General features: G+C 43.0%; 18 protein-coding genes. 7 read left to right on the top strand and 11 right to left on the bottom strand.

Annotated features, from left to right (window positions below; all coding sequences use genetic code 11):
* Window positions 1–85: 85 nt before the first annotated feature.
* Window positions 86–559, bottom strand: coding sequence for a transcription elongation factor GreB (greB, locus tag AC1HJP_RS09925; RefSeq protein ID WP_058031162.1), 474 nt, complete (start codon window positions 557–559; stop codon window positions 86–88).
* 182 nt (window positions 560–741) lie between these two features.
* Between greB and ompR the strand changes: the two genes are divergently transcribed.
* Window positions 742–1461 carry an osmolarity response regulator transcription factor OmpR gene (gene ompR / locus AC1HJP_RS09920; RefSeq protein WP_480361660.1) on the top strand — a complete coding sequence of 240 codons (720 nt, stop codon included), beginning with the start codon at window positions 742–744 and terminating at the stop codon, window positions 1459–1461.
* Between the two features lie 8 nt (window positions 1462–1469).
* A complete protein-coding gene (envZ, locus tag AC1HJP_RS09915) occupies window positions 1470–2771 on the top strand; it encodes a two-component system sensor histidine kinase EnvZ (protein ID WP_480361659.1) in 1302 nt (433 codons plus the stop codon).
* Window positions 2772–2843: 72 nt separating this feature from the next.
* Here envZ and hemN read toward each other — a convergent pair whose 3' ends face one another.
* Both hemN and AC1HJP_RS09905 read right to left on the bottom strand, forming a co-directional pair.
* Window positions 2844–4214 carry an oxygen-independent coproporphyrinogen III oxidase gene (hemN, locus tag AC1HJP_RS09910; protein WP_480361658.1) on the bottom strand — a complete coding sequence of 457 codons (1371 nt, stop codon included), beginning with the start codon at window positions 4212–4214 and terminating at the stop codon, window positions 2844–2846.
* Between the two features lie 107 nt (window positions 4215–4321).
* Window positions 4322–6352 (bottom strand): methyl-accepting chemotaxis protein, encoded by a 2031-nt coding sequence (locus AC1HJP_RS09905; RefSeq protein WP_480361657.1) that lies wholly within the window; start codon window positions 6350–6352, stop codon window positions 4322–4324.
* A 138-nt stretch (window positions 6353–6490) separates the two neighbouring features.
* Here AC1HJP_RS09905 and AC1HJP_RS09900 point away from each other — a divergent pair, with 138 nt between their 5' ends.
* Window positions 6491–7246 (top strand): Rossmann-fold NAD(P)-binding domain-containing protein, encoded by a 756-nt coding sequence (locus AC1HJP_RS09900; RefSeq protein WP_480361656.1) that lies wholly within the window; start codon window positions 6491–6493, stop codon window positions 7244–7246.
* Window positions 7247–7253: 7 nt separating this feature from the next.
* On the opposite strand, the gene hutC is transcribed toward AC1HJP_RS09900, so the two are convergent.
* On the bottom strand, window positions 7254–7973 hold the full coding sequence (hutC, locus tag AC1HJP_RS09895) for a histidine utilization repressor (RefSeq protein WP_480361655.1): 720 nt from the start codon (window positions 7971–7973) through the stop codon (window positions 7254–7256).
* Window positions 7974–8085: 112 nt separating this feature from the next.
* Here hutC and hutI point away from each other — a divergent pair, with 112 nt between their 5' ends.
* Both hutI and AC1HJP_RS09885 read left to right on the top strand, forming a co-directional pair.
* On the top strand, window positions 8086–9309 hold the full coding sequence (gene hutI / locus AC1HJP_RS09890; RefSeq protein ID WP_480361654.1) for an imidazolonepropionase: 1224 nt from the start codon (window positions 8086–8088) through the stop codon (window positions 9307–9309).
* Window positions 9310–9340: 31 nt separating this feature from the next.
* Entirely contained in the window at window positions 9341–11119 is a 1779-nt protein-coding gene (locus AC1HJP_RS09885) for an EAL domain-containing protein (RefSeq protein WP_480361689.1), read from the top strand.
* 17 nt (window positions 11120–11136) lie between these two features.
* Here AC1HJP_RS09885 and AC1HJP_RS09880 read toward each other — a convergent pair whose 3' ends face one another.
* Together AC1HJP_RS09880 and rraA are read right to left on the bottom strand one after the other, a co-directional pair.
* The gene (locus tag AC1HJP_RS09880) at window positions 11137–12189 is read right to left on the bottom strand and encodes a formimidoylglutamase (RefSeq protein WP_480361653.1); all 1053 of its coding nucleotides are present in this window, start codon (window positions 12187–12189) and stop codon (window positions 11137–11139) included.
* The gene (gene rraA / locus AC1HJP_RS09875; RefSeq protein ID WP_480361652.1) at window positions 12189–12698 is read right to left on the bottom strand and encodes a ribonuclease E activity regulator RraA; all 510 of its coding nucleotides are present in this window, start codon (window positions 12696–12698) and stop codon (window positions 12189–12191) included. The genes AC1HJP_RS09880 and rraA overlap by 1 nt, the downstream gene beginning before the upstream one ends.
* A gap of 267 nt (window positions 12699–12965) precedes the next feature.
* On the opposite strand from rraA, the gene AC1HJP_RS09870 reads away from it, so the two are divergent.
* The gene (locus tag AC1HJP_RS09870) at window positions 12966–13979 is read left to right on the top strand and encodes a glycosyltransferase family protein (protein WP_480361688.1); all 1014 of its coding nucleotides are present in this window, start codon (window positions 12966–12968) and stop codon (window positions 13977–13979) included.
* Window positions 13980–14108: 129 nt separating this feature from the next.
* Window positions 14109–15965, top strand: a complete 1857-nt coding sequence (locus AC1HJP_RS09865) for a methyl-accepting chemotaxis protein (protein ID WP_480361651.1) — start codon at window positions 14109–14111, stop codon at window positions 15963–15965.
* 231 nt (window positions 15966–16196) lie between these two features.
* Here AC1HJP_RS09865 and AC1HJP_RS09860 read toward each other — a convergent pair whose 3' ends face one another.
* The 5 genes from AC1HJP_RS09860 to priA form a co-directional block, all read right to left on the bottom strand.
* Entirely contained in the window at window positions 16197–16580 is a 384-nt protein-coding gene (locus AC1HJP_RS09860; RefSeq protein WP_480361650.1) for a gamma-butyrobetaine hydroxylase family protein, read from the bottom strand.
* A gap of 84 nt (window positions 16581–16664) precedes the next feature.
* Window positions 16665–17993: an HslU--HslV peptidase ATPase subunit gene (hslU, locus tag AC1HJP_RS09855; RefSeq protein ID WP_480361649.1), complete on the bottom strand. Its 1329-nt coding sequence runs from the start codon at window positions 17991–17993 to the stop codon at window positions 16665–16667.
* Window positions 17994–18002: 9 nt separating this feature from the next.
* Complete coding sequence (hslV, locus tag AC1HJP_RS09850; RefSeq protein WP_058031148.1) at window positions 18003–18521, bottom strand: ATP-dependent protease subunit HslV; 519 nt, start codon at window positions 18519–18521, stop codon at window positions 18003–18005.
* An 84-nt stretch (window positions 18522–18605) separates the two neighbouring features.
* Window positions 18606–19139, bottom strand: a complete 534-nt coding sequence (locus AC1HJP_RS09845; RefSeq protein ID WP_480361648.1) for an SPOR domain-containing protein — start codon at window positions 19137–19139, stop codon at window positions 18606–18608.
* Between the two features lie 7 nt (window positions 19140–19146).
* Window positions 19147–21318 (bottom strand): primosomal protein N', encoded by a 2172-nt coding sequence (gene priA / locus AC1HJP_RS09840; protein ID WP_480361647.1) that lies wholly within the window; start codon window positions 21316–21318, stop codon window positions 19147–19149.
* Window positions 21319–21361: the final 43 nt, after the last annotated feature.

Raw genomic sequence — 21361 nt, 5'->3', positions numbered from 1 at the left:
AAATCCTTATAAATTCAGATGTATACGTGCTGTCTAAGCGTATTTTATGTGGGCGATCATAGCATAGCGTCTATGAATGAGAAGCTTATTTCAGGTATTCGATAGTATTTACATACCAGAGCTTTTCTCCCTCTGGTGTGCGCACGACAAACTCGTCGTCGACTTCCTTACCTAATAGTGCTCGTGCCATTGGTGCGTCTATAGAAATATAGTCTTTCCGGTCATAAATTTCATCTGGACCGACAATTCTGAAACGTTTTATTTCCTCTTGTTCATTTTCAATTTCAACCCAAGCGCCAAAGTACACTTTGCCGGCTTGTTGTGGGTCATATTGAACAATCTTTAAGTCGGGTAAACGTTTTCTTAAATAGCGTACCCTACGGTCTATTTGCCTTAATAAGCGCTTATTAAAAGTGTAATCAGCATTCTCTGAGCGATCACCTAAGCTGGCTGCCCAATTCACTATTTTGGTGATTTCAGGACGTTTTTCATACCAGAGGTGGTCATGCTCTTTTTGCAGTTGGTTATAACCCTCAGGGGTAATTAAGTTAGTTTTCATACGCTAATTAGGGTCATCTTTACTCACCTGACACGGTAATAAAAAATCATCTGGGTGTCGAGCTAGCAAAATATTAAAAAATTGTAATGTTCGGTAACAAAACTCTTCATAGTAATGGTGTCGAGAAATCACATTTTCAATTATATTAAGCAAAGATATTGGATAAAAAGAAGAAATCAATCATGGGAAATGAAACTACCAAGGTATTAGTTGTCGACGATGATATGCGTTTACGCAGTTTGTTAGAGCGTTATCTCGTCGAGCAAGGTTTTATTGTTCGTGCTGCGGCTAACAGTGAGCAAATGGATCGCTTACTGGAGCGCGAAAACTTTCATTTAATGGTGTTAGATTTAATGCTTCCTGGCGAAGACGGCTTGTCTATTTGCCGCCGCTTACGCCAAAAAGAGAACGAGATCCCCATCGTTATGTTGACAGCTAAAGGTGATGAAGTTGACCGTATCATAGGTCTAGAGTTAGGGGCTGATGATTACATCCCGAAACCATTCAACCCAAGAGAATTATTGGCGCGCATTAAGGCAATTTTACGTCGTCGTGCCAAAGAAGTGCCGGGTGCACCAGCCGCCGAAGAAAACGAAGTAGAGTTTGGTATTTTTAAACTGAACCTGGCGACCCGTGAAATGCAAAAGGGCGATGAAGTTATCTCGCTTACCAGTGGTGAATTTGCGGTATTGAAGGCGTTGGTGAGCCACCCAAGAGAGCCATTGAGTCGTGACAAGTTAATGAATCTTGCTCGTGGCCGTGATTACAGTGCCCTTGAGCGTAGTATTGATGTTCAAGTATCGCGTTTACGCCGTATGATCGAAGATGATGCAGCGAATCCTAGATACATCCAAACAGTTTGGGGTCTAGGTTATGTGTTTGTGCCAGACGGTGAAAAGTAGTTTCGTTTATGAGCTTTTTTCCACGTAGCGCGTTTGGACAAACGGTTTTCTTTGTTGGTGCTTTATTGCTAATCAACCAAATCGTTTCCTATATTACCGTGACACTGTATGTGTTTAAGCCAACCTTTGAACAAGTGAACTTGATGTTGGCTAAGCAAGTCAAAACAGTATTCATTGATTGGGAAAAAGGGGTCGAAATAAATAAAGCGACCTCAGATAAGTTCTTTGAAATAACGGGCATTGAAGTGATGACCCAAAGACAAGCCTATATGAACGGTTTAGAGAAAGCTAAAGAATATAGCTTGTTGTCAAAGAGTATGTCTGAGCAGCTTAATGGCTCTGCGAGAGTGAGGATCAGTCAAGGCGACCCAGTGGTCTATTGGGTGGAAGCGCCGCAAGCACCTGGCTATTGGGTCAGAGTACCACTGACAGGCTTTAGTGAAACAAAAATGGAGTTTTTGATCTTCTACCTGTCGAGTATCGGCTTTTTGAGTGTATTGGGGGGCTGGTGGTTTGCAAGGCATCTTAACCGCCCACTAAAAGCGTTACAGACGGCGGCAGGTCGTGTCGGTGTGGGAGACTTTTCTACTCGACTCGTGGAGCGAGGGTCTACTGAAGTCGTTGAAGTAACACAAGCGTTCAACAAAATGTCGAAAGGCATTGCAGAACTCGAGAATGACCGACGTCTTTTGATGGCTGGCGTTTCTCATGACTTGCGTACACCATTGACCCGTATTCGTTTAGCTACCGAAATGATGTCAGACGAAGAAGACTACTTAAAAGAAGGGATCATTGATGACATTGAAGATATGAATGCCATTATTGATCAGTTTATCGAGTATCTTCGTCACCATAACAGTGGGGAAATGCACCCTGATGACGTGAATAGTTTAGTGTCTGAGGTGGTGCATGCTGAGCAGCAACATCAGCGTGAAATTAACTTAACAGCCGCTGAGAGCTTACCAAGAGTGATTATGAATACGGTTGCGTTAAAGCGCGTTGTTACCAATATGATCGAAAATGCCATCCGTTATTCCGATGAGGCCATTGATGTTAGTACCGCATACAACCCACGTAAGAAAATGGTAATTGTCACAGTAAAAGACCGTGGACCGGGTATTCCTGAAGCCGAATTGGAAAGTGTTTTTGAGCCTTTTAAACAAGGTGACCAAGCGCGGGGCAGTGAAGGCAGTGGTTTGGGTTTGGCAATTATAAAACGCATAGTCGCGACACATGGCGGTACGGTGAAGCTTCGTAATCGTCAAGAGGGCGGTTTAAGTGCTGAAGTCTATTTACCGGCTTTGGCCTAAAATCTGATTAAGAAAGCAAAAAGGATGGCTCAGCCATCCTTTTTTGTATGTTTTTTCTAGATACTAGCGCGCTTAAATAACGCGTGAGAATCGCGTATTTTTAATCTGCTGTTGTAAATACGCATCAAAGCACATACAGATAATGCGAATGAATAAATTACCTTTGCTGGTGACTTCAATACGCTGCGCTGACAATGTCACGAGCTCATCTTCTGCCAGTGGTTTGAGTGCTTCTAGGGCTTCGCTAAAGTAATCGTTAAAGTCGATATTATATTTAACTTCGATCGCCTTAATATCTAATTCAAAATGACAGATAAGCTGTTTGATAACATCGGCTCTGAGCTCATCATCATGATTCAAGCGCATTCCTTTATGGGTCGCACAGCCAATCTCGTTAATGTCTGAGTAATAAGCTTTGAGCTCTTTTTGGTTCTGCAAAATCGCATTACCAATTTGTGAAATAGATGAAACTCCTAGGCCTAATAAGTCGCAATTACCATGTGTTGTATAGCCTTGGAAGTTACGATGAAGCTCACCATTTCTTTGCGCAACAGCAAGCTCGTCGTCTTTTTTAGCAAAGTGGTCCATGCCGATAAACTGATAACCTGCCTCAGTCATTTGCTGAAGCGTATTTTTGAAGATCTCAAGCTTCTGCTGCGGACTTGGCATGTCCGCTTCTTTTAGTTTTCGCTGCGCGGCAAATCTATCAGGGAGGTGAGCATAGTTAAACACTGACACTCTGTCTGGGCTCAGCGCTATCAGTTGCTCAATGCTTTGCTTAAAGCTTTCAGGTGTTTGGTGAGGTAAGCCGTAGATCATATCGGTATTGATTGATTTAAACCCGAGTGTTCTTGCTTGTTTTACCAGTGCTAAAACCTCTTCGACACATTGCGGGCGGTTTACTGCGGCTTGTACTTCATCATTGAAATCTTGAATACCAAATGAAACTCGGTTAAAGCCTAAGTTTTTCAAGGTGACTAACATGTCGTCAGCAATAGAGCGCGGGTCGATTTCAATGCCGCGTTGCGCGTCTTCAGTGAAGTTGAAGTGTGCTTCTACAATATTAATCAGGCGTGTCATTTGCTCGGCAGTTAAAAACGTTGGCGTACCGCCACCTAAATGCAATTGCTCAACACGGTAATGCGCAAACACAGAAGACTGCGCCTGTACTTCTTTTTCTAGATGATCTAAATAGACGTCAGCTTTTGACTGATGGCGTGTCACGATTTTATTGCAACCACAGTAGTAACAAAGTTGGTGGCAAAATGGGATATGAATATAGAGCGATAAAGCCTGATTTTTTGACTGCTTCACTGCGGTATGTAAATCAGTCTGTTGATAACCGCTTTCTAATGATAACGCAGTTGGATAAGAAGTATATCTTGGCCCAGATACATTATATTTTTTGATTAGGGACTCATCCCAAGTTGGTAAATTAATCACGATACGCACTCATCTATTAGATTAGAGCGTGTAGTGTATGACGAGAAGTGAAGGTCGGTTTTGATCTGTAGCAAAGCAGGGCATAAATCATGCCCTGCTCAGAATAGTTAAAGCTTGAATTGGTTTACCGTACTATTAAGTGATTTAGCCAATCCATTTAGATCATGTGCCTCATCAGCCAAAGTGTGAGCGTGATTAGCAGTGCTGTTAACTAGGTCATTAATTGCATTTAAGCTGGTGTTAATGTCTTCAGCCACAATAGTCTGCTGCTCAGTCGCGGTTGCAATCTGATGGCTCTGATCTTGAACTGTTGCTACAGAGCTGGCGATTTCTTGCAATGAATCGAGCACTTCTTGCGTCTGTGATACAGAGCCTTCAGCCTGATCTTGGCCTTGTTGCATCATGGTTGATGCTTGCTGTGCAATTTGTTGTAGTCGCGTGATCATATTGCGAATATCGTCTGTCGATTCTTGCGTTCTACTTGCCAGTGAGCGCACTTCATCAGCAACTACTGCGAAGCCTCTACCTTGTTCACCAGCACGTGCCGCTTCAATCGCAGCGTTGAGTGCCAGTAAATTGGTTTGTTCTGCAATGCCATTGATCACGTCAATTACCGCGCCAATGTTAGTGGTTTCTTTTTCAAGACCTTCAACAACTTTCGCAGCCTCACCGATGTGGCTAGCCAATTCCGTCATCACTGTTTGTGCTTGGCTTGAGCGCGTCGCGCCGTCATTTGTCATGTTCTGTACTTGCTCAGCAGCATGACTTGCTTCTTGTGCGTTGCGTGAGATTTCAGTCACAGTTGCGGCCATTTCTGTTACCGCAGCACTGACGCTGTCAACTTGCTCTTTCTCTTGTTGGATTTCACTATTGGTACTGGCAGACACAGAGCTTAATTGCTCAGAGGCATGACCTAGCTGAGAGGCTTGTTGCGCTGTGGTTTGCATCATGGCACGCAGCTTCTCTATAAAGGTGTTCATATGGGAAGCAAGCTGACCAACTTCATCGTTGCTTTCAATATTGATCCGGCGCGTTAAGTCGCCTTCACCTGACGCAATGTCACGCATAGTATCGGCAAGAGACACAATCGGTTTGGTGATCATTTGTGTCGCCCATAAGATCATAAGAACCACAATGCTAATAATCACTAGGAATGCGATAACGGTACTCATGACGGCTTCGTTTACCGGTTCTTCAATAAATGATACTGGGATCATGACACCCACATGCCAATCAAGTAATGGTTCATCGAGTTTTACACTGTTATACACTACGTAATAGTCTTGGCCTTTGAAGGTAACAACTGACGTGCCTGACTCATTATTTTTAATTTCAGAATTTAATGCACGGAAGCCACTGGTATCTGAAAACTGTTTTTCTAGCCCGTCTAGGCCTTCTTTTCCATTCGGACCCTCATCAGTAATAGACAGCTTGTGGCCAGTTTGCTTTGATAAATGAACAACGTTTAAGTTGTTATCTAGCAGGAAGCCGTACCCTTGACCTTGGAAGCGGATCTGCTCAACCAACTGATTGATTTGTTCCATTTGCAAATCAATACCTGCTATCCCCAATAACTTACGAGATGAATTGTAGACAGGTAGTTTGATCACAGCAGATACGTCGCCTGTGTTCGCATCGACTGAAACCGGGCTAACATGCAACTTACCAATCGCCATAGCCTCAGGCCACCATCCACGCTTATAAGCAAAATATGGACGACCATCAGAGAAATGAGAGGTACGTTCGTTCTCTTTGAAGTACTCACCTGTGATAGCAGACGCAAAGAAAGTTGACAGCACATTATCATTGTTTGCCGTCAGCCTATCAAAATCTCTATTCACTAGGTTATAACCTGGTTGACTTGATAACTCAGCTTCGCGCTCGGTGTATTGCTCAAAAAAGTCTACAACATGGGCGCTTTGTGCAAAGGTGCTGACTAGTTCACCGTATTGGGCGAAAAACGATTCCATCGACAGTTTTTCAGCATAAATATAGCTTTGTGCTTCACGTTCAACACTGTCGCGAGAAATCGTTGCTAGGTGATTTACAAAGTAGCTGGAGGCGATAATAAGCAGCACAGAAATTGTACCACCGATCAGTAGGAGTATTTTTCTCCTGAGGGATAAGTTGTTAAGCATGATATATTCTTTTTATTGGTAACCGCACTACACAATCAAATCATATCTGAGTCGCTTTGACCACAGTTAACATAAGATTGACGTTATATTGTTCCTATAATAATACTTTGCGGTTTTAAATTAATACAGAGGTATGAGATGAAGCTAGTTATTTTGGGGGCTGGTTGGCTGGGAAGTGCATTAATCGATAGAGCTATACAAGCTAATTGGCAAGTGCAGGGTACAAGCCGTGGCTCACACTCCAGTAGTGCCATCATTCGACAATTTGCATTGCAAGAAGATAAATTAATTCATTCTGTGGATTTAAAAGAGGCTTATTGGGTGTGCGCTATTCCTCCAAGAGCACGTCATGCTGACAGCAATTATCTTGAAACTCTATCTGCTGCGTTAAGGCTTTCTGATGAATTAGCGTGTAAAGGTTTTTTGTTATGCTCAAGTACAGGTGTGTATTCAGAGCTAGATGGGACCTATACCGAAAGTGGTGAATTAGACAGTGAAACCACGCGTAAAAAGATTTTACTTGCAGCAGAGCAAAAAGTATTTGATGCCAAGGGGAAGGTTTTGCGTTTGGCGGGACTGGTGGGGCCAAATCGAGAACCAGGGCAATTTGTTGCGGGTAAAACACTTAAAAGTAGCAGTCAAGCTGCTGTAAACATGGTGCACCAAGCCGATGTCGTTGCAGCTATTGAGACGGTAATATTCAACTGGGCAGAAGCCGATAGCGTCTATAACGTGTGTCATCCTAACCACCCAACTCGTCAAGATTATTACCAGCAAAGATGCGTTAAGTTAGGCACGCAGCCCCCTTCATTTGCAAGTGACATCGCCAGTGCAAGAGTGATAGATGGTTCAGCCATTGAAGCCTTGGGTTTTTGCTACCAAGCTGAGATTTAACTGTGCGTTATTTTACCTTTTTCTTAAAGGTGAGATGACCGCCGAGACGGTATTTACTGCCCGGCGAAATGAGCCGAGTAAAGCTGACAATACCATTAGCACTCCATGTTCTTCTGATCATTTGTAAGCAAGGCTCTTCGTTATATAAGCCAAGCCACTGACAAACATCTTGGCTTGGCATAATGGCTTCGATAGTGTGTTTTGCTTCAGTCAGCGGCGCCACTGCCGAAAGGTATTCATGTGGTGTGACGATAGTAAAATCTTGTGCCAGATAATCAGGTGCAAGTGCTGGGGTGACGAAGCGCTCTTCAGCTTGGAGTGCTTGGCCATTTTCGTGGTGAACAATCACGCTGCGATAGACTTTACTGTCTATATCAACACCGAGTGCAATAGCGATAGGCGCCATGGCAGCGATTTCTTCTAGGGCCAAGACCTCAGCACTGTACGCACCACTTCTCTCTTTTACTTCATCGGCGATATTTTTAATCTCTAATATAGAAGACTGTGATTTGAGGCTGGCTACAAATGTACCTAAACCTTGACTTCGGGTTAATACCCCACTGTCAGTCAACTCACTCAATGCGCGTCTGGCGGTCATACGGCTCACACTAAATTGCTCAGCAAGTTCATTTTCAGAGGGAACACGTTGGTCCTCTTTCCAAATACCGGCACTAATTTGGTCGGTGATATGCTGCTTTATCAATGCAAATTTAGGTTCGTTGGCCATACTAGATAACTAAATAGAGAGTATATGCCATTAAAAATGGCACAGATTTCTTGTATATACAAGTTTGCATGATAGGCTTATAGGCAATTAAACAAACTCTAATGAGGCAGTGATGTTTGAAGCAGATTTAGTGATCACCGATGTTAATTTGGCAACCATGGATAGCAATGTAGATGCTCCTTATGGTGCTATTGAGCAAGGCGCATTGATAATCAAAGACGATAAAATTGCTTGGCTCGGCAAGCAAAGTGACTTGCCTGAGTTCGATGCATTAGCGATACCTGTGATCAGCGCAAAGGGGCAATGGTTAACGCCGGGCCTAATAGATTGTCATACGCATATTCTTTTTGCAGGAAACCGCGCTGGTGAGTTTGAACAACGTCTAAATGGTGTTTCTTACCAAGAGATAGCACAACAAGGTGGTGGTATTGCCAGTACCGTTCGAGCAACTAGAGAGGCGGATGAAGAAACCTTGTTTGTTGCTGGGAAGAATCGTTTAAATAGCTTGTTGAGCGAAGGCGTAACGACGGTTGAGAGTAAGTCGGGGTATGGCTTAGATTTAGACACTGAAATTAAGTTACTTGAAGTGAATAAAGTCTTAAATGACAACCACCCTGTTGATATTCAAAGTACATTTTTAGGCGCACATGCATTACCGCCTGAGTTTAAACATGATTCAGATGCATATATCGATTTAGTATGCGATGTCATGTTGCCAAAAGTGGCTGAGCTTAATTTGGCAGATGCGGTGGATGTATTCTGTGAAAATGTAGGATTCAGTTATGCGCAGACAAAGCGGGTATTTGAGAAAGCACGTCAGTTAGGCTTGCCTGTGAAGTGCCATGCTGAACAATTATCGAATCAACATGGCACGGAGTTGGTTGCTGAGTTTAAGGGCCTATCGGCAGATCATATTGAGTATCTTGATGAAGCAGGTGTAAAAGCGATGGCCGATGCCGGAACGGTTGCAGTGTTATTACCTGGTGCTTTTTATTTTCTGCGAGAAACACAAATGCCACCGATTGAGTTACTTCGTCAATATAAGGTCCCGATGGCGATCGCCAGTGACTTTAACCCAGGCACTGCACCGCTGTGCTCTTTGCGCTTGATGCTAAATATGGGCTGTACTTTCTTTAAATTAACACCAGAAGAGACTTTGCAGGGGGTAACGGTAAACGCTGCGAAAGCATTAGGGCTGGCAGATCGAGGTATGCTTAAAGTGGGCATGCGAGCCGATTTAGCTCTGTGGGATATTGCAACACCAGCGCAATTAAGTTATCAATTTGGTGTAAATGAGCTATCAAATTTGTGGATCTCAGGTAAACTGATTCAATAAGAAGTATTTAATTTATAGGTGAAAGTTGGTGATGACCTTACTAGGTACATTGACCAGCTTTCCTGTATTCAATGGATTGCAACAGGGGGAGCTGGCACTACTAACCGCATTTTTAGGTGGGTTAGTGTTAATGGGCAGTATCGCTTTAATTATCCTTACCCATTCGCAATCAAGTCGTGCACTTCATGTTGTCACTATGCTGGTGGCTTTCACTGCATTGCTTCCCAATATGTGGGCTACATATGCCATCTCTCTGGTGATATTCGGCCACCTCTACCTAGCGCTTAAACTTGGTTCAAAACTTTTACTTGTGGTGTCGTTCCTCGCAGCGGCGGCATATTTACTGTTATTAGGTGGGGCGGTAGTGTGGTACTGGCCAATTCAGTTAACATTACTGCCTTTACTCTTAGTTTATATCGCACAGCTTTATGAGTTCTCTATAAAAACCAGTAAAAATGGCGCCTCAGATATACCAGAGCAGGGCGAATTAAGAAAGCAAGATGTGCTGGGTTTGCCCCCGAGAAGTGCGCTGAGAGATGCTTATTATACTCACACAGAGAAAGATGCATCTCCTATTGTATTAGTGATGATCCGCCTCGAAGGGTTTGAACAGGTGAATTTTCACTTAGGTCGAGAGTACGGCGATTTATTACTTGCGCAATCAGCGAACCGAATTAAGCAGCAATTGCAAAACGAAGACATTGTAAATATAGAACAAGGTGATGAATGCGCTAAGCTTGCGCACTTAGGAGGATTAAACTTTGTGTTCTTATGCTCCTTGGCCCATCAGCAACATCTCCATGAACAAGTAATAGGTGCCATAGTGCAAACTACGTTAAAGCCGTTTAACGTAGGTCATTGCACCATAGAAATAAAAGCCAAAGCAAGTTATGTCTCTTTCGCTGATAAGGTCAGTGATTTTGATAGTGCCATCACGTGTGCATTCTTAGCGCTCGATTCAGAGCCTAATAAGGTCGTGACAGAATATCAAAATAGTATGCGAACAGCGAAACAAGAGCAGCAAGCGCGTTTGGCTGAGCTTACTCATCACGACTTCAGAGATCAGCTCGAGCTATATTTTCAACCGATTATTCGTCATAGCGACAATGGTATCGAGTTCCTAGAACTATTGTTACGTTGGCAGCACCCAAAGCAGGGGATTTTAGCTGCTGGTAAGTTCATCGATGATATTCGCATTGCAGGGTTAGCCTTGCCTGTTGCTCAGTTTGTGATAGAGCGAGCAGCGGAGATTGCGATGGCGCTAAAAATGGAAGGGATCAAAATGGCGTTGAGCGTCAATGTTTTTGGTCCAGAAATGCTGCATGAAGAATTTATTGAGTTTTTAGACGATGTACTGCTGACTCACCATCTTGAAGCCGGTGATTTAATAATAGAGTGCCCTTCAGCTCTGTTTATGTCTTTGGATGCACAGGGCGTGGCCATGATAGCACGTCTTCGCAGCATCGGTGTTCGTCTGTGTGTAGACGGCTTCGGTGAGGCTCCGCTGGTATTGGCTAAGTTACCTAAACTAACCGTTGATTACGTCAAAGTAGGGCAGTCTCTTACCCGAGATCATCAACATCAAGGTGCACTCAGAGGCATTGTCAGAGGGTTGGTAGACATGCAGCATCAGTTAGATTGTGCGGTTATTTGTGAGGGCGTTGAAAGCCAAGAGCAGCTTAACTTTGCGCAAAGCTTAAATACCTTTGCCGCTCAGGGGTACTATTTCGAAAGGCCGTTGAGTAGTGTGGGTATGTTGAGCTGGATAAAGCAGTATCAGCTTGAGCACCATCATTCAGTTGATCACTAAAAAGGGGTAGCGTTGTGCTACCCTTGCTGTTTACCCAACAAGTAACTACAGACTAGACCACTTAAAACTTGCCCAGCTTCAGTTATGCCTTGCTCTAAACCGTTCGGATGTGTCGCAGGTGCTGCCTCACACAGGTGTAAATAACGGCTAGCACTGTGCGTTGCACCCAGATAAACAAAATGTTCTGCATCGCTGACAGAAAAACCACAATTCGTGAAAGCGCTAACAGGCATGCCACTAATGGCGTCTACATCAACTTCGATACCTAATGGTTTATCAATTTTAAAGCGGGCTAAACTGTGTGTGCAGTCTGAAGTTAAACTACGGCTGCGCATAACTTGTAGAGTTTGGTAAGTGGTGTATGTAAACCCGGCATTAGTCAGTGAGCTGATAATGGTTTGGTTATTTTTTTGCTCATGCATACCAACCACATGGTAATCATGTAAATATCCGTCTTGATATGCATAGTTGAAACCGTTGCCACTATGACGACCTTCAATGGCCCTAAAATCAGCATGTGGGTCGAAGTTAATGGCATTACATGACTTAGCTTCACTGGTGCTTAAGGCCTTTAAAATTGGGTAACAATTATTGTGGCCACCACCAATGACAATGGCTTCTAAACCAGCATCAAAAACCGGTTTCAAAACGGCTGTTACTCGTTCATCTAATTCGCCACATAGTCTTCTTAACTGTGCTAAACCTTCGACATTTGCGTTATCCAATGTTTCACTTTGCGATTGCAAATCATCACAATTGACTTCGCCTAACAGCAATACTGATTTTGGATCTAAAAACTCATTGCTAGGTAAGTTTATAAAGCGTTTTAAAAATGCTTGCCAACCTTGTGTTGCGCCTCCGCGACCACAGTTTGCTCTTGGACCTATGTCCTCGTTAATACCGAGTAAAACATACTTAATACCAAACTCTGCCGCATCTTTTAGTGCACTTTCTAAAGGCGCTGATTGGTCTAAATAAGAGATTGATTGCCAAAAACGAGTTTCATTCGTTCTGCTGGTGGTAAAGCTCTTTATGTCAGCTTCGCTATATCGAATTAACCAATGACTCATTATGCTTCGACTTCTTCAAGCGCATCTTCGAGTACCAGCTCTTCGGCGGAAATGATAATCCCTGTGCTGTCAGCATATAGATAATCGTCTTCATAAAACGAAACACCTGCAAAGTTGACGGGGACACCTTGCTCGCCACTACCTTGGCTATCTGCAGCGACAGGAATAGAAGCTATCGCTTGAATGCCTAGTTCACACTCTTCGAGCTCATCAACATGTCTAACTGCACCATAAACAACAATACCTTGCCAATGATTTTCTACAGCCAGTTCTGCTAGTTCGATATCAATCAGTGCACGGCGCGAAGAGCCTCCGCCATCGATTAATAGAATTTTGCCTGTCCCGTCTTGTTCTAAAATCTCTTGAATTAGTTCGCTGTTTTCAAAGCATTTCACTGTGACGATGCGACCGCAAAATGCAGAGTGTCCACCAAAGTTAATGAACATGGGTTCAAGTACATCGATTGCATCTGCAAAATGATCGCATAAGTCAGATGTGCTGTAGTCCATATTGAGTTCTCCAGAGAGTATGTGTTTGTTCAAGTATACTCTGATGCAAGCTCATAGCAATGGCAAAATTGCTGTAAAAGCAGGCACTTTGTGCGTTCAATCAAACTCTATTGAATTCCATAATAGTGTCTTAAAAAGTTCACCCAACTGTTATTTTTAAAGTCTAAAGTTTAATCAGTAGACAACGGTTTTGTGTAAGAAGTACCAGTTATGACAACGTCCTGGTGTTCTTGCCACAAGGAATGAATAAGGTGAATTGCATTGAAAGTGTTATATGCAGCAAAAATCATCGATCTTGCACAATTACAGCAAACACTTTTGTTGATTAAATGCTTCAAAGCGCATCAGGTAAACACAGACGTGATCCTGTCAGGCAATAGCTTGTCAAAGCCTATGAGTAAGCAAGTAATTGCTGAAATTGAAGCGCTCAAAGTGGGTAGTTGCTTGGTGCGACATAAGCCAAATCGCTTTACTAAAACCTTTAGGCAAAAAGTCTCAGATATTTTCACTCATCGAGCGTATTTTAAAGTCGCAAATTATGACTTAGTGATCACTGACAATGAGTCGATTGTCGCCTGGTCGGCAAAGCTCTCAGGGATCCCTGTGCTTGCTTTGGGGCATCATGTTGCAGTAAATCATCACCAACTGCCTTTTGAAGGGGCGAATCTAACTAGAATTTGGCAGCAATGGTTAGTCCCTGCTGATTACCGTCTAGGGTTTCATTGGATCCCTTTTGCGAAAAATATTTTACCGCCTATTGTGCCAAGCTATGACACGACTTGTATTAAAAATAAGGTGGTCGTTTATTTGCCGTCAGAAAAGTTAGAGGCGATAGAGGCATTGCTGACAAGTTTTCCAAATACGGAATTTTATTGTTTTCACCCAGTAGCAGAGGTGAGGTCGGTGGGTAATATTCATTACCGGCCCGATGATCATGAGCAGTTATTACATGATATGAAAAGTTGCAAAGGCGTGATTGCACATGCGCAATTTGAAGTGCTGAATGCGGCACTGAATATGGGAAAAAGCTTATTAATTAAACCGCTTGAGCAAGAGCTCACACAGGTGATTGATGCAAGTTTATTAATTAAGCTTGGCTGGGCAAAACAGATGCATTACTTAAATGCCAATGCGGTTGAAGATTTTTTGGACACAGCGCCTAAAAAGTCGGTGGATTTTTCAGCAGATCCATGTGCCCTTGTTGAGTGGATTAAAGCTGAGCAATGGCATGATGTCAGCGCATTGCATGATTTTGCTTGGAATTCATTAAAGGTTGGATAGTTCCAAAGAATAAGTCGTTTAATTATTGCACATGTTGGCACTTTTTTATTGTTTTTACGTGAAATCTAAAAGCCTAACTTTCAGCCTTGGTCTATACTAAAGATATGTTTTATAACCTTAGGTAACAGTATGGCCTTATTAGAAAATTTAACCATCAAAAGGCGTTTACAGCTCAATGCAATTGTTGTTGGCATTGCAATGCTGGTAATGCTAGCGGTGATTATCTTTGAAGCTCGCACAATGCTTAAACTCAATGAAGCAATTCAGTACGCTGAAGAGCTTGAAATTCATGAGTTATCCATGCGCAAGTATGAAAAGAATTTTCTATTCTATAAGGACACGGAAGCGCTTAGTCAATTTGATAAAGAATATCAGCACTTAATTACAAAAATAGATCAGTTAAACGCTCTATTAAATGATTTATCTATAGACCAAGGAGAGCTTGAAAAATTTCTAGGTTTAAGTCGATCTTACAAAGAAACGTTTGATCTTGTAGTCGATTTGCAAAAGAAAATCGGTTTACATCCTAAAGATGCGCTATATGGTGCGTTACGTTCTGCTGTGCATGAAGTCGAAACAGGATTGAAGCAGCATAACAACTTCGAATTACTAAGCTTGATGCTACAACTAAGACGTGCAGAAAAAGACTTTATGCTTCGTCTAGATACCAAATACTTAGGTAAATTTAATAAAACCTACGATGAGCTTTACCCTAAACTACAGCCCTACGGTTTAGCGCCGTTACTTTTAGAGTATAAAAATAAATTTACCAACCTGGTTGATGCACAAGTTAAGCTAGGCGTATCACTTGATAGCGGTGCACTGGGTGAGATGGTTAAAATCGTCAAGCAAGGTGATGCAACGGTTGAAAATATCGTATTGCAAACTAAGCAAGCTATCGAAGATAACGCGAAATCAACGCAAGCTGCTGCCATAGGTATATTTGTAGTCGCAGCGATCATCGTCATGATTTTGGTACTTTCTACCAGTCGTTCAATCATTGGGCCTGTGGAGCGTGTCTATCAAACCATTGAGCGAATTCGCCGTGAAAACAATTTAGCGATTAAAATTGAATCGACAGGTAATGATGAAATTACCACGATGACAGAAGACTTTAATAGCTTGATAGATGACTTTAAGATTCTGATCTCAGAAGTAAACACGGCTTTAGGCACAATTAATGAAGCGACTCATCATTTAAGTGAAACCACCGCACAAACCAGTGCGGGTATGCATGAGCAGCTGCATGAGGCGGATATGGTGGCGACTGCAGCGACTGAGATGCAGGCGACGATTCAAGATATTTCGCATAATACTGAAGCTGCAGCGAATAAAGCTGAGTCAACCAATGGCAATGCGCAACAAGGTAGAGTAGAAGTCGATGCGACAATTCAGCGTATTATGGCCTTATCTGATTCATTAGGTGGCGCATCAGATGTGGTTTCGCAGCTTGAGCGTGACGCTGAAACAATTGGCTCAGTATTAGACGTTATTCGTGGTATTGCAGAGCAAACAAACTTGCTTGCTTTGAATGCAGCAATTGAGGCCGCACGTGCAGGTGAGCAAGGTCGAGGCTTTGCGGTAGTTGCAGATGAGGTTCGATCACTTGCGCAACGTACGCAAGATTCAACACAAGAAATTGAGAGTATCATTTCTACTCTGCAAGAGCGCACTCAGTCTGTTGTAAGTATCATGCAACAATGCCGTTCTCAAGGTAGTGAGAGTGTCTCTCAGGCCGAGAAGGCTGGTGAGTTGCTTAGCTCGATTACGGCAGATGTTCAAACCATTATGGAAATGAGCACGCACATCGCAACAGCCATTGATGAACAGAATCAAGTTGCGTCTGAGGTGAATAAGAACGTAGTTCGCATTCGCGATATTGCGCAAGTTGCATCTGAGCATGCACAGAGTAACGCTCAAAGTAGTGAAGAGGTTTCAGAACAAGCCAAAGTACTACATGAGGCGGTTGCTAAGTACCGCTACTAGATTGCTAATAAAACTAAAAAACGCAGCGTTTGCTGCGTTTTTTTATATTCAAGTTTTAGCACTCCAGATTATACCAGTCCGCTTAACTAAGTGGTCTATTTTGAGGCAAGAAAACCTTGTTGGTAGCAAGGCAAAGATTTCGTTATTTAGTTGTTCTAAATGAGAAATCTTTAACGCAGCTAGCGTCAGGTTTAATCCCTCAAAATGATTAAGTGTTATTGCGGATTGGTATTAAGGCGTGAACTTGATTGGAATACGATCTTGATTGGCGTGATAGTCCTCAACCCTCGCTTGGTATCTCTGCCAACGTTCAGTCTGCTCTTCTGATAAGGCACGTAAATACTGCCAGCTATACAGCCCAGAATCATGGCCGTCATCAAAAATCAGTCTGATGGCATAATGCCCAACAGGCTCAAGTTTTTTGATGGCCACCTCTTGTTTATTCAATACTAGATTCAGTGGATCTTTAGATTGATTACCATGGCCTTGCACCTCAGCAGAAGGAGAGTGTGTTCGTAAATACTCACAGCTTAATGTGAATACTTGTTTATCATCGAAATGAATGTCGAGCGCTTTGGAAGCGGTATGATAGTGAAGTTTATTGACAATATACATGACTGTTCTCAATGAGTATTTTTTGTCTTACAAAAAAGCGGGGCACAGGCCCCGCTTAATAGTAACGCATATTCTTTGCTAGACTTAAAGAATAAAGCGGCTTAAGTCTTCATCTTGTACCAGCATATCTAAATGCTGCTCAACATAGCTTGCATCGATAGACAGCGTTGAACCTGTCTTCTCAGAAGCATCGAAAGAGATTTCTTCCATCAGCTTTTCCATCACAGTATGAAGGCGACGCGCACCGATGTTTTCTGTTTTCTCGTTCACTTGCCATGCGGCTTCTGCAATCTTAGTGAGCGCATCATCAGTAAAGTCGATAGTTACTTGCTCAGTGCCTAGAAGTGCTTGTTGCTGTTCAGTAAGCGACGCGTGTGGCTCAGTTAGAATGCGTTTGAAGTCAGCAGCTGAAAGTGCTTCTAGTTCTACACGAATAGGTAAGCGACCTTGTAACTCAGGAATTAAGTCTGAAGGTTTAGCCATTTGGAATGCACCAGAGGCAATGAAAAGAATGTGGTCAGTTTTAACCATACCGTGTTTCGTGCTGACCGTTGAGCCTTCAATTAGAGGCAGTAAATCACGCTGTACACCTTCGCGACTCACGTCTGGACCTTGTGCTTCGCCGCGTTTACAGATCTTGTCGATTTCATCGATGAATACAATACCGTTTTGCTCTACGGCAAAAATAGCTTGTTCTTTTAGCTCTTCTTGATTCACCATTTTAGCGGCTTCTTCTTCAACAAGAAGCTTGAAAGCATCTTTGATTTTCAGCTTACGGCTCTTACGCTTGTCGCCACCCATATTTTGGAAAAGACCCTGTAGTTGATTGGTCATTTCTTCCATGCCAGGTGGTGCCATGATCTCAACTTGTGGTGGGACTTCAGCAACATCAATGTCAATTTCTTTGTCATCCAGTTGGCCTTCACGTAACTTCTTACGGAATACCTGACGTGTACTGCTATTTTCTGCAGGCTGAGCTTCACCCCATGCGTCTTTTGCAGGTGGAAGAAGCGCATCAAGAATACGTTCTTCTGCGGCTTCTTCAGCACGATGTTGGTGTTTTTTCGCTTGTTGCTCACGCGTCATTTTGATTGAGATATCAACCAGATCACGGATGATAGTTTCAACTTCTTTACCTACATAGCCTACTTCAGTGAATTTAGTTGCTTCAACTTTTAGGAAAGGCGCGTTGGCAAGTTTTGCTAAACGGCGTGCAATCTCCGTTTTACCGACACCTGTAGGGCCGATCATTAGAATATTTTTTGGTGTAACTTCAGCGCGTAAATCGTCGTCAAGTTGCATACGACGCCAGCGGTTACGAAGTGCAATTGCCACGGCTTTTTTGGCTTTATCTTGACCGATAATGTGCTGATTTAACTCGTGCACGATCTCTCTTGGGGTCATCGCAGTCATGGCAATCCTCTATAGTTCTTCTATGGTTTGGAAATTATTAGTGAATACGCAAATATCGCCAGCAATTTTTAGGCTTTTTTCTACAATTTCACGTGCACTTAGATCTGTATTCTCTAATAGTGCTGTTGCAGCAGATTGTGCAAAATTACCACCACTACCAATGGCGATTAAGTCATGCTCTGGTTGCACTACGTCACCGTTACCTGTGATGATCAATGAAGCGGTTTCATCGGCAACTGCCAGTAGGGCTTCTAGTTTACGAAGGGCGCGGTCGCTGCGCCAATCTTTCGCCATTTCCACTGCAGCTTTGGTTAAATGGCCTTGGTGCATTTCTAGTTTGCTTTCAAAGCGCTCAAATAAAGTGAATGCGTCTGCAGTACCACCGGCAAAACCCGCTAATACTTTACCGTTATAAAGACGGCGTACTTTTTTGGCATTACCTTTCATTACAGTATTGCCAAGTGACACTTGACCGTCGCCGCCGATAACAACTTTGTCGTCACGACGCACGCTTACGATAGTAGTCATAAAATTCCTTACTGTGCGTTAACTCACACTTGTCTTACTTAAATATCTTAGATTGCTGTAGGTATATGGGCTGTTAGTGAGAAATCAAGTCCAGCCCCAAATTCCACAGCTTACGATGTTGATACGCTTGAGCTTATTTTTATCGCTTTCCGCTTGTCGCTTACTTTCATAAGGGCCTAGACGTACTCTAAACCAGACACCATTTGACCCTTCGGTTCTGCGGATTTCAGCCACTAGGCCAACAAAAGCAATTTGTGCTTTCATGCTCTCTGCGTCTTCGTGTTTTCTGAATGAACCACATTGCATCTGGTATGGACCGCGTTTTTTGACTTCTTTAATTTCTACTTTGATCTCAGCGTCTTTAATCTCTTGAATAAAATCAGGATCTTTAGGTTTTGGCTTCGCCACCGGTTGCTCTTTTTTAGCGACTGGTTTGGCGGCTTCTTCTACTTTTTTAGGGTCGGCATTTTGTGTGATATACCAGAGGCCATATGCAAAACCGCCAACGAGCAATAAAGCCAGCAAGATAAGCAATTTTGAGACGGGTTTTGGGCTAGGTGCCGCTTTTTTGGTGTTTCTGCCTTTGGGCTTTTTATTTATAAAGTCGTGTTGTGCCATAAGTTACTTAATAAGTATCCATAGGATCTATGTCTATACTCCAGCGCAGTCGGTTTGCTAATGGATGCTTATCTACATAGGCTAATAACTGAGTTAAGTAACTATGAAGAATTGCACGATCCTGCGCTTGAATATGTAATTGATATCGATATTTTCCTGCCACACGCTCCATCGGCGCGGGAATTGGTCCAAGCAATTGTATACCAGAGAATGGGCTTGCAGGAACCAGATCCGATAAAAAGTCGATGACTAATTTGGCATTGTTAGCTTCGGCGCGTATTAAAGCTAAGAAAGAAAATGGTGGTAAGGCAACTTCTTCACGCTCTTTGAGTGCATAACGGGCAAAGTCGCCGTAGCCATTATTGACTAGATCTTGTAACAGCGGGTGTTCGCAATAATGAGTTTGTAATAATACCGTGCCGGGTTCACCACTGCGTCCAGCACGACCTGCGACTTGAGTGATTAATTGAGCCATATGCTCAGTGGCTCTAAAGTCACTACTATACAAACCACTGTCGACATCTAAAATTACCACTAGGCTAACATCGGCAAAGTGGTGACCTTTCGCCAGCATTTGAGTGCCAACCAGAATACGTGCGCCACCTTCATTAATTTCATTGAGGGCTTCTTCGAGTGCGCCTTTACGGCGGGTTGAATCTCGATCTATACGGCTCAGTGGCGTGTCGGGAAACTGTGCTTCTAAAAACTGTTCAACTTGTTCAGTGCCCAAACCCACTGGCAAAATATTGGTACTGCCACAGTCAACACACTGGGGTGGCACATAGCTTTGCTCACCACAGTGATGACACACTAAGCGTGACATGCCTTTATGGTAGGTGGCACTGGCACTACAGCGGTGACATTCGCTGAGCCAGCCACACTCATGACACATTAAAGTAGGCGCATAACCCCGTCGGTTTAAAAACACCATCACTTGCTTGCCACGTGCAAGCGTACGTTCAATATGCTGTAAAGTAGTTGGTGCAAAACCATTTTGATGCGGTTGGCCTTTCATATCAACCAACAAGTAGGCGTTATCAACTTTGGTTTGCGCACGCTTAGTCAGCGACACCAATTGGTATTTGTCATTGAGTGCATTGTGTAGGGTTTCGAGTGCGGGGGTTGCAGTGCCTAATAAAAGTGGTATTTGCTGTGTCGCACAGCGGTAAACGGCCAAGTCTCGAGCGTGATAACGCAGTCCATCTTGCTGTTTAAAAGACCCATCATGCTCTTCATCTACCACGACCATGCCTAACCCCTTAAGAGGTAAGAAAATCCCTGAACGAGTTGCGATAACCAAAGCGCTACTACCTTGTTCAGCACGTCGCCAAGTGTGTAAGCGCTCATTATCAGTTAAATTTGAATGCCATAAATCAATCGGAGTATTTGGAAAGCGGCGCCTGAAGCGATTGACGGTTTGTGGCGTTAGGCCAATTTCAGGTACTAAAACCAATGCCTGTTTACCAGCATTAAGTACTTTTTCTAAACATTGTAAGTAGACCTCAGTCTTACCACTGCCTGTAACGCCTTCGATTAAGAAAGTACGATAACCCACTTGTTGATTCACGGCGGCACAAATTGCAGCTTGCTCTTCATTTAGACGCGGTTTGCTTGCAATCTTAAGTGTGTTTGACGACCAAGCTTCACAGTGATTAATGGCTTCTATAATAAAGCCTTTCTCTTTGAGCGGTTTTATTTGTTGTGTTGTAAACCCTAATGCTTTTAACTCAGTGAGGCTCGTAACGCCCGAGCCTTTTAAATGCTCAATCAGTGCTAATTGCTTTTTAGCGCGAAGCTTGAGAGATGCTTTTCCTTCCTCAGTGAGTGTGTAATCGGGCACTTGGGTTTTATCTGGATGCTCACCTTGACGCAGAGATGCTGGTAGCGCAGTAAAAATAGTTTCACCTAGCGAATGGCAATAATAACGTGCTGTAAATTTCAAAAAGGTAAGATAAGCATCACTGATAATAGGGCGCTGATCAATGACAGAGGTAATGGCTTTGATTTTATTATCGGGCACATCTGACTGAGTCTTGATGTCAACGACCATGGCGACCAATTTTCTATTGGCAAAAGTCACCCATACACGACAGCCTTTTTGAACTGTAATATTCGGGTCGATTTTATAATCAAAGGTTCTATGTAGTGGGACTTTTAGGGCAACTTCAATAAATAGCATGAATGTTCGAACATGGCAGTAGATGGTTATAATGTACTAAAGC

It is taken from the genome of Pseudoalteromonas sp. NFXS53 (genome assembly GCF_056629255.1).
This window is presented reverse-complemented; position numbering and strand designations above follow the sequence as displayed.

Excerpts from the sequence above, each read along its gene's own strand:
- AC1HJP_RS09905 (WP_480361657.1), bottom strand. The coding sequence starts at position 6,352 with ATGCTTAACAACTTATCCCTCAGGAGAAAAATACTCCTACTGATCGGT.
- rraA (WP_480361652.1), bottom strand. The coding sequence starts at position 12,698 with ATGGACTACAGCACATCTGACTTATGCGATCATTTTGCAGATGCAATC.
- hslV (WP_058031148.1), bottom strand. The coding sequence starts at position 18,521 with ATGACTACTATCGTAAGCGTGCGTCGTGACGACAAAGTTGTTATCGGC.
- AC1HJP_RS09845 (WP_480361648.1), bottom strand. The coding sequence starts at position 19,139 with ATGGCACAACACGACTTTATAAATAAAAAGCCCAAAGGCAGAAACACC.
- AC1HJP_RS09860 (WP_480361650.1), bottom strand. The coding sequence starts at position 16,580 with ATGTATATTGTCAATAAACTTCACTATCATACCGCTTCCAAAGCGCTC.
- hutI (WP_480361654.1), top strand. The coding sequence starts at position 8,086 with ATGTTTGAAGCAGATTTAGTGATCACCGATGTTAATTTGGCAACCATG.
- envZ (WP_480361659.1), top strand. The coding sequence starts at position 1,470 with ATGAGCTTTTTTCCACGTAGCGCGTTTGGACAAACGGTTTTCTTTGTT.
- ompR (WP_480361660.1), top strand. The coding sequence starts at position 742 with ATGGGAAATGAAACTACCAAGGTATTAGTTGTCGACGATGATATGCGT.
- AC1HJP_RS09865 (WP_480361651.1), top strand. The coding sequence starts at position 14,109 with ATGGCCTTATTAGAAAATTTAACCATCAAAAGGCGTTTACAGCTCAAT.
- priA (WP_480361647.1), bottom strand. The coding sequence starts at position 21,318 with ATGCTATTTATTGAAGTTGCCCTAAAAGTCCCACTACATAGAACCTTT.
- AC1HJP_RS09885 (WP_480361689.1), top strand. The coding sequence starts at position 9,341 with ATGACCTTACTAGGTACATTGACCAGCTTTCCTGTATTCAATGGATTG.
- greB (WP_058031162.1), bottom strand. The coding sequence starts at position 559 with ATGAAAACTAACTTAATTACCCCTGAGGGTTATAACCAACTGCAAAAA.
- hslU (WP_480361649.1), bottom strand. The coding sequence starts at position 17,993 with ATGACTGCGATGACCCCAAGAGAGATCGTGCACGAGTTAAATCAGCAC.
- AC1HJP_RS09880 (WP_480361653.1), bottom strand. The coding sequence starts at position 12,189 with ATGAGTCATTGGTTAATTCGATATAGCGAAGCTGACATAAAGAGCTTT.
- AC1HJP_RS09900 (WP_480361656.1), top strand. The coding sequence starts at position 6,491 with ATGAAGCTAGTTATTTTGGGGGCTGGTTGGCTGGGAAGTGCATTAATC.
- hutC (WP_480361655.1), bottom strand. The coding sequence starts at position 7,973 with ATGGCCAACGAACCTAAATTTGCATTGATAAAGCAGCATATCACCGAC.